Below are 8037 nucleotides of genomic sequence, written 5' to 3'. Positions count from 1 at the left end.
CGTTCGGCAGCAGCACGATTTTGCCGTGCGTATGCCGACGTTCGAGTTCCTCGAAAGCGTCGGCGACCCGGTCCAGCGGATAAGTCGCGGCGACGTCGAAGTCGACGGCTCCGGTAGCGACCAGGTCGGCGATTTCGGAGAGCACTTCCGGTGTCGACGCGTCCATGCTGCCCTCGGTTTTGGCGCCGACTTCGCCGGCTTTCTGAAACGAGATGATGGTGTCGATCCGCTGTGGCGCCACCCCGAGATCGACGGCGAGCTGGACGTAGTCCGGGCCGAATAGGTCGATGAACGCGTCGATTCCGTCCGGTGCCGCCTCACGCAGGCGTGCCGCCAGCCCGTCACCATAGACGATTGGGATGACGTCATGCGCGCGCAGCCAGTCGGCGTTGCCCGGCCCCGCGATGCCCAGTACCACCGCCTTGCGGAGGACCAGCAATTGCACGACAAGGCTGCCGACACCGCCGGCGGCCGCGGAGACTGCTACCGTCTCGCCCGGCTGGGGCGCGACGGCGCGGACTGCCGCGTAGGCCGTCACACCGGCCACATACAGCGAACCCGCTACCTCCCAACTCAATTGAGGAGGTTTGTGGATCAGCTGGCCCACCGGGACGGCGGTGTGGGTGGCATGGCTAGTTCGGCGCAAGCTGAACCCCAGCACCTCGTCGCCGACCGAGAACTCGCTGACTTCTGGTCCCACCGCGGTCACGACGCCGGCGAGGTCGCTGCCTTCGCCGGACGGGAACGTCGCGGGGAACATCTCGTGCATCGCCCCGACCCGGATGCCGGCCTCACCGGGGTTGATCCCCGCGGCACGGACTTCGACCACCACCTCGCCCGGACCTGGCGACGGCATGTCAATGTCCGCCACATACAACACTTCACGGCCCCCGTAACGGTCGAACCGTACGGCGCGCGCCACCTCAGCCGTCATCTTGAACTCCTCTCCCGCCCATGAGCCCCGTTGTCGCAGCCCATGCCCGTGGCCAACGCGGCCGGCGTTGCCCTTGTTCCCGCCCGCAATTCTTAGTAGCGTCAGGCGCCGCGGCACTGGTGTACGGGGTGGAAGGAATGCCCATGCAGGTTTCTCGGAAAACTATCGCCGGCTGGGCGATCGTCACCATCGTGGCGAGCGCCGTGACTACCGGCTGCGGCGGCGGTGAGACCAAAGGGCAGTTACCGTCTGGGGTCGGCGCGAACACGACCGCGGGCCCGCCGTATCCCCCTCTCGGCGACTACACGAACTTGCTGATCAAGGCGAGCGATATCGCCCCGGATTACACCGCGTCCGACCCGACGCAGAATCCCAATGGCGCCCCCGGCGTCGCGCAGCTGTTCACCAACGCGGACAACACCCGCCGCATCGGGGACACCATCTTGCTGGTAAACGAGGCCAAGACCGCGGCGGAGGGACTCAAAAACACCAAGAACAACTATGGGAGCAAGGTCGTCGGCTCGTGGCAGTCGGTCGATGTCGGCGATGGCGCAGCCATTATCTCGGGAAATTCGCCAGATAATTCCCAAGCGGTAACGGTGCTGTTGTTCACCGAGGGCAAGGCACTGGTCAGCCTGGAATTCGACAATGCGTCAACCGATCCCACCGATCCCGAGTTCGCAAAGGACATCGGCCGCAAGCAAGATGCTGCGATCAAGGCCGGGTTGCCCAAGTAGCGCGATAGAGCTGTGGCGAGGTGCGGAATGCTCGTTCCCGCACTAACTTTGGCACGGAAGCTTGCTCGGATACTCGTAATCCCCTGTGGCTGTTGCTGTTAACACGCCTGACGTGGGGTCAAGCCACAACTTGGATAGGGTCGCCGACGGTCACGGTGTTGAAATACCACGCGGCGTTGTCCGGGCTCAGATTGATGCAGCCGTGACTGACGTTGGCGTGGCCCTGCGAATCGACCGACCATGGGGCCGAGTGCACGTAAACACCGCTCCACGTGACACGCACCGCGTACGACGCCGTGATCTTGTATCCGTCCGGCGAACTGAGCGGGATACCGATGGTCCGTGAGTCCATTACGACGGTGCGCTCCTTGGACAGAGCCGTGAAGCTGCCCATCGGCGTCGGGCGGCTGGGCTTGCCCATCGACGCCGGCATGGTACGCAGTATCTCGTCATTTCTGCTGACGGTGAAGGTGTGCGCGGAGATGCTGGCGACGCCCAGTAACTGGTCACCGGTTTCGAAGCCCGTTCCCAGGCCCTGCACCTCCACCGAGACGTGGGTGTGGGTGGGCCAATAGTGGCTCGGAACCCACTGCACGACATTGCTCTCGACCCAGTCGAAGTGTCCGGTCATGTTGCTGGGTGAAACGACGCGAATCGACCGCTCGGCGGCAGCGCGGTCGGTGACCGGGGCGCTGAAGGTCACCACGACCGGGTGTGCAACGCCGACCACCGCGCCGTTCGCCGGCAAAACCGATGAAACGCCGGGAACCGGCTCAGCCCCCGGAACAGCGGCCACGCTCCGGCCGACCGCTCCCGCCATGCTCAATGCCGAGATCGCGACCATAACGAATAGATAACGAACCGCTCTACGCATAGGGTCAACCCTTCGAGATGGTGCGATCAACATACCGGTATTCTAGTCGGCCTTAGTCTGTAGATAGCTGTAGCAAACAATGGCCTGTTAGCTTGGGCGCCATAATAGCGGTCCGCGACGGCCCGTCACGGGGAAAAATCCGTTCAGGAAAAGGAGCAGGCAAGAGCGTGGACGATCGCTATACCCGCCCATTGCCGGATTCGGCCGCGCTGGTGCTGATTGACGTGCAGCGCGACTTTTACGCCGACGACGCCCCGATGCGCATCGAGGGTACGCGTGCGGCCATCTCGGCAATGGTCAAGTTGACGACGGCATTTCGCGTGCGTGGGCTGCCGATCGTGCATGTGGTTCGGCTGTACCGGCCGGATGGGTCGAATGTCGACCTGGTGCGACGGCGGGTGATCGAGCAGGGCGCGCGGATCGCCGTGCCAGGCAGTAGCGGCTCACAGATCGCTCCGGAGCTGCTGCCCAATACCGTTGAGCTGAACCATGAATCGTTGCTGGCCGGTGACTTGCAACAAATCGGACCGGCTGAGCATGTCATATACAAGCCGAGATGGGGTGCGTTCTACCACACCGAGCTTGAGCGACACCTGCGCGAAAGCGGTACTACCACACTGGTGTTCGCGGGCTGCAACTTTCCGAACTGCCCGCGGACGTCGATCTACGAAGCTTCCGAACGCGACTTCAGGATTGTCCTGGCGTCAGACGCTATGTCAGGCCTGTACGAGACGGGCATACAAGAGTGCCGCGGTATCGGAGTGCAGGTCCAAACCGTGTCGACCACGGTGGAATGGCTGGCCGGGAAGGGCTAGCCTGATGCCGAGCAGACGCAAAAGCACCCGATTTCGGCACGAAATAGGGGCTTTTGCGTCTGCTCGGCGAGGTTCGTAGGCGGAGGAGGTGCGGTGCTCTTTCGTCAACTGGAGTACTTCGTCGCGGTCGCTCAGGAACGGCACTTCGCCCGGGCGGCGGAAAAGTGTTACGTATCACAACCCGCGCTATCGGCGGCGATCGCCAAACTCGAACGGGAGCTGAACGTCACGCTGATCAACCGGGGGCACAGCTTCGAAGGCCTCACGCCCGAGGGTGAACGGTTGGTCGTCTGGGCCAAGCGGATTCTGGCCGAACACGATGCGTTCAAGTCCGAGGTCCACGCCGTGCGGTCCGGGATCACCGGGACGCTTCGGCTGGGCACGGTTCCGACCGCTTCCACGACGGCGTCGCTGGTGCTTTCGGCCTTCTGTGCGGCGCATCCGTTGGCAAAAGTGCAGATTCGTTCCCGGCTTGCAACCACCGAGCTGTACCGGCGGCTGCGGGAGTTCGAGCTGGACGCGGCGATCGTCCACCACGCGCCCGAAGGCGCCCACGACGTGGATCTGGTGCCGCTATATCAGGAGCACTACGTGCTGCTGTCACCGGCGGACATGCTGGCCCCTGGCGTATCGACAATGGCATGGACGGACGCCGCACAACTCCCGCTGGCGTTGCTCACCGCCGATATGCGAGACCGTCAGATCATCGACGAGGCCTTCGCAGGTCACGACATCGCCGTCACTCCGCAGGTCGAGACCGACTCCGTCGCTTCGCTTTTCGCCCAGGTGTCCGCCGGCAACTGGGCGTGCATCGTGCCACACACCTGGCTGTGGACCACGCCGACGGGCGGCGAGATCCGCGCGGTCCAGTTGGTCGACCCCGTAGTGAAAGCCGAGATCGGCCTGGCCACCAACGCGGCCGGACCGGGATCTCCCGTCGCTCGCGCGCTGAAGGAAAGCGCCCAACAACTGACGCTGAACGAATTCTTCGACGCTCAGCTAGAGGGGCTTACCCGTCGGCGCTGACCGGCGCCGACGCAGCAGTACTAGACGGGTTGAGGCCGGCCAGATGGCCGCTTTCCACCCCGGCGGCCGGGTCCAGCACGCAGTTGACGATTGACGGCCCGTTCGACGCGAGCGCTTCGGACAGCGCCGACCGCAGTTCGGACGGGGTGGTGACGTGGTATCCCTTGCCGCCGAACGCCTCTGCGATCAGCTCGTGTCGAGCCTGCGCGTTCAGAACGGTGGGTGCCGGATCGCCGATTTCGGCCACCCCGGCGGGCGTCTCTTCGTCACCTCGATAGACGCCGCCGTTGTTCAGGATGACGACGGCCACCGGCAGCCGGTAACGGCAGATGGTCTCGATCTCCATGCCGCTGAAGCCAAATGCGCTGTCGCCCTCGATTGCGACAACCGGTTTGCCGGTCTCGACCGCGGCGGCGATGGCGTAGCCCAAACCGATGCCCATCACGCCCCACGTCCCCGTGTCCAGCCGATGCCGCGGTAGCTCCATGTCGATGACATTTCGCGCGAGGTCCAGCGCGTTGGCCCCTTCGTTCACCACATAAACGTCCGAATTGGCCTGCAGCACAGAGCGAATGGCCCCGAGCGCGTTGTAGAACCGCATTGGATGTGGATCCTCGTCCAGTCGCTGGCGCATCTTGGCGTCGTTGGTTGCCTTACGGTCGGCGAGTTCGGTGACCCACTGCGTGGGCGCGACGACGGGTCGCGCGGCCAGGCCGTCGAGCAGCGCCGACATCGCCGAGCCGATGTCGCCGGTCAGTGGTGCGGCAATCGGCCGGTTGCTGTCGAACTCTGCGGCGGCGATGTCGATTTGGACGAACTTGGCATCGGCCGGCCACTGCGGCGACTCGCCATGGCCGAGCAGCCAGTTGAGCCGAGCACCGACCAGCAAGACCGCGTCGGCACGGGCTATCGCCAGCGAGCGCGCCGCGGCCGCGGACTGCGGGTGCGAATCCGGCAGCAGCCCCTTCGCCATCGACATCGGCAGGAACGGTATCCCGGTGGTGTCCACGAACTCCCGAATGACGCCGTCGGCCTGTGCGTATGCCGCGCCCTTGCCGAGCACGATCAGCGGCCGCTGTGCGCGCGCCAGAACTTCCAGCGCCCGATCAACCGCCTCGGGTGCCGGCAGCTGGCGAGGAGCCGGGTCGACGACCCGCCAAATGGTGTCAGCGGCGGCCGTAGCCTCCAAACTCTGGCCCAGAACCTCACCGGGGATGTCGAGGTAGACACCACCCGGGCGGCCGGAGATCGCGGTGCGGATGGCCCGCGCGACGCCGAGCCCGATGTCCTCGACGCGGCCGATCCGATAAACCGCCTTGGCGAACGGCTTTGCCGCGTTGAGCTGGTCGAGGTCCTGGTAGTCGCCGCGCTGCAGGTCCACCATCGAGCGCCGGCTCGATCCGGAGAGCTGGATCATCGGGAAGCAGTTCGTGGTGGCGTTGGCCAGAGCGGGCAGGCCGTTGAGAAAGCCGGGCCCGGATGTCGTCAGGCAGACGCCCGGGCGGCGATTCAGGAACCCGGCGGCGGCAGCGGCGTTGCCGGCGGAAGCTTCGTGGCGCAAACCGATGTAGCGGATCCCGGACGCCTGGGCGATGCGGGCCAGGTCGGTGATCGGGATGCCGACCACTCCGTAGATGGTGCTGACGTCGTTGGCCTTGAGGGCGTCCACGACGAGGTGGAAGCCGTCCGTCAACACCGGCGCACCGCTCGGAGATGCCGAAATTGCATTCATCTGACGACTCCTTTGTTTGCGTTCGGGTGCTTTTTCGCCGTCCGGCTCAAGGATTTTTCCAATCTTCGTCTCACTGTTGTCCCGCTGCCTGCCACTGTCCAAGACCAAGCCACTATGCACCGATTAACTCTATTTATCGAGTGTGCATTAGCGCAGGTCAAAGCTACTGGCGTTTGTTTAATAAGCAGTGGTTATTAAGTGTGCAAGAATGCGTATTAGAGCGCGGAGCCGTCGCCTGGCACGGTGCGAAATAGAAGTGCTTTTGAGATCTGGGCAGAAGGGGCACATTCAATGACATCGCACACAATCACCCGGAGCGATTTTCCGGGCACGGCGGAGGTGACCCACGGAATGCCAAGCCCGCGCATCGCCGACCTGGTCCAGGTGGCGGCGACCAGGCTGCCGGATGCTGCAGCGCTCGTCATCACGCCCGACCGGATAGCGGTCAGCTACCGCGACCTAGTTCGCCTGGTCGATGACCTGGCCGGACAGTTCGACCGGCGTGGCCTATTACCGGGTGACCGGGTCGCGTTGCGCGCGGCCAGCAACGCCGAGTTCGTCGTCGGTTTGTTGGCGGCATCGCGGGCGGACCTGATCGTCGTCCCATTGGACCCCGCTCTGCCCGTCAACGAGCAGCGCGCCCGCGCCGATGCGGCCGGCGTACGGGTGGTGCTGGTCGACGAGCCCGCCCCTGGCGCTGGCGAGGGGCGCGAGCCGGCGCTGCGGTGGTGGCGGATCTCGGTGGACAGCAGCCCGAACGGAAGCGGCCTGTCCGTCCAGCTCGACGCTCCCACCGCGCCCGAACGGGGGACTTCGGTGCCTATGGGGCTGCGGCACGACGACGCGATGATCATGTTCACCGGCGGGACCACGGGCATGCCGAAGATGGTCCCCTGGACACACGAAAACATCGCGGGCTCGATCCGGGCCGTCATCGCCGGGTATCGCCTCGGCCCGCAGGACGCGACTGTCGCGGTGATGCCGCTGTATCACGGTCACGGGCTGATCGCGGCGTTGCTGGCCAGCCTGGCATCGGGTGGGACCGTCTTGCTGCCGGCTCGCGGGCGGTTCTCGGCGCACACGTTCTGGGACGACATCGAGGCGGTCGGGGCCACCTGGTACACCGCGGTGCCCACGATTCACCAGATCCTGCTGGAGCGCGCCGGAAGCGACTCAAAGCGAACCGGACAAGCCACGTTGCGCTTCATCCGCAGTTGCAGCGCGCCGCTCACCCCGGAAACCGCGCAAGCGCTGCACGACGAGTTTTCGGCGCCGGTGGTGTGCGCGTTCGGGATGACGGAGGCCACCCACCAAGTGAGCACCACCCGCATCGGGAGCATCGGACAATCCGAAAGCCCTTCCGGGACAACTGGTCTGGTCGGCCAGTCGACCGGTCCGCAGATCCGCATTGTCGCACCGGACGGGCGTCCGCTGCCGCCGGACGCGGTCGGAGAGGTTTGGCTGTGCGGGCCCACGGTGGTGCGCGGCTATCTCGGCGACCCGGCGGTAACCGCCGCCAACTTCACTGACGGCTGGCTGCGTACCGGTGATCTCGGATCACTGTCGGTGGCAGGTGACTTGAGCATCCGTGGCCGGATCAAGGAACTCATCAACCGCGGCGGCGAAAAGATCTCGCCGGAACGTGTCGAGGGCGTGCTGGCCTGCCATCCGAATGTGTCCGAAGTGGCGGTGTTCGGTGTGCCGGACAAGATGTACGGGGAGACGGTGGCCGCGGTGGTTGTTCCCCGCGTGTCGCCCGCGCCGACACCCGCGGAGCTCTCGGTGTTCTGCCGCGAGCGGTTGGCGGCATTCGAGGTGCCGGCCAGTTTCCGGGAGGTCAGCGCGCTGCCGCACACCGCGAAAGGCTCACTCGACCGTCGGGCCGTGGCGGAGCAATTCGCCCGCCGGGCGTGACGCCC

7 protein-coding genes are annotated in these 8037 nt (G+C 65.2%); 4 read left to right on the top strand and 3 right to left on the bottom strand.

Annotation, left to right across the window (positions count from 1 at the left end):
- Nucleotides 1-934, bottom strand: a 934-nt coding sequence (locus tag AC5Y21_RS07735; RefSeq protein WP_499910918.1) for an NADP-dependent oxidoreductase, incomplete at its 3' end; no start/stop codon positions are given.
- 143 nt (nucleotides 935-1077) lie between these two features.
- Here AC5Y21_RS07735 and AC5Y21_RS07730 point away from each other — a divergent pair.
- A complete protein-coding gene (locus AC5Y21_RS07730) occupies nucleotides 1078-1671 on the top strand; it encodes a hypothetical protein (RefSeq protein ID WP_499910917.1) in 594 nt (197 codons plus the stop codon).
- 118 nt (nucleotides 1672-1789) lie between these two features.
- Here AC5Y21_RS07730 and AC5Y21_RS07725 read toward each other — a convergent pair whose 3' ends face one another.
- On the bottom strand, nucleotides 1790-2545 hold the full coding sequence (locus tag AC5Y21_RS07725) for a L,D-transpeptidase (protein ID WP_499910916.1): 756 nt from the start codon (nucleotides 2543-2545) through the stop codon (nucleotides 1790-1792).
- 137 nt (nucleotides 2546-2682) lie between these two features.
- On the opposite strand from AC5Y21_RS07725, the gene AC5Y21_RS07720 reads away from it, so the two are divergent.
- Both AC5Y21_RS07720 and AC5Y21_RS07715 read left to right on the top strand, forming a co-directional pair.
- A complete protein-coding gene (locus AC5Y21_RS07720) occupies nucleotides 2683-3360 on the top strand; it encodes a cysteine hydrolase family protein (RefSeq protein WP_499910980.1) in 678 nt (225 codons plus the stop codon).
- Between the two features lie 93 nt (nucleotides 3361-3453).
- Nucleotides 3454-4386 carry a LysR family transcriptional regulator gene (locus AC5Y21_RS07715; protein WP_499910915.1) on the top strand — a complete coding sequence of 311 codons (933 nt, stop codon included), beginning with the start codon at nucleotides 3454-3456 and terminating at the stop codon, nucleotides 4384-4386.
- Here AC5Y21_RS07715 and oxc read toward each other — a convergent pair.
- Nucleotides 4370-6118 carry an oxalyl-CoA decarboxylase gene (oxc, locus tag AC5Y21_RS07710; protein ID WP_499910913.1) on the bottom strand — a complete coding sequence of 583 codons (1749 nt, stop codon included), beginning with the start codon at nucleotides 6116-6118 and terminating at the stop codon, nucleotides 4370-4372. The genes AC5Y21_RS07715 and oxc overlap by 17 nt on opposite strands.
- A gap of 351 nt (nucleotides 6119-6469) precedes the next feature.
- Between oxc and AC5Y21_RS07705 the strand changes: the two genes are divergently transcribed.
- A complete protein-coding gene (locus AC5Y21_RS07705; protein ID WP_499910979.1) occupies nucleotides 6470-8032 on the top strand; it encodes a FadD7 family fatty acid--CoA ligase in 1563 nt (520 codons plus the stop codon).
- The last annotated feature ends 5 nt before the right edge of the window (nucleotides 8033-8037 follow it).

The sequence above is a fragment of the Mycobacterium sp. NGS41 genome, assembly GCF_059812725.1.
Note: the sequence above shows the minus strand (reverse complement) of the source record. Positions and strands in the feature narration are given on the sequence as shown.

What these genes read in the sequence shown, in the direction of transcription:
- AC5Y21_RS07730 (WP_499910917.1), top strand. Translation starts at nt 1,078, where the DNA reads ATGCAGGTTTCTCGGAAAACTATCGCCGGCTGGGCGATCGTCACCATC.
- AC5Y21_RS07725 (WP_499910916.1), bottom strand. Translation starts at nt 2,545, where the DNA reads ATGCGTAGAGCGGTTCGTTATCTATTCGTTATGGTCGCGATCTCGGCA.
- oxc (WP_499910913.1), bottom strand. Translation starts at nt 6,118, where the DNA reads ATGAATGCAATTTCGGCATCTCCGAGCGGTGCGCCGGTGTTGACGGAC.
- AC5Y21_RS07705 (WP_499910979.1), top strand. Translation starts at nt 6,470, where the DNA reads ATGCCAAGCCCGCGCATCGCCGACCTGGTCCAGGTGGCGGCGACCAGG.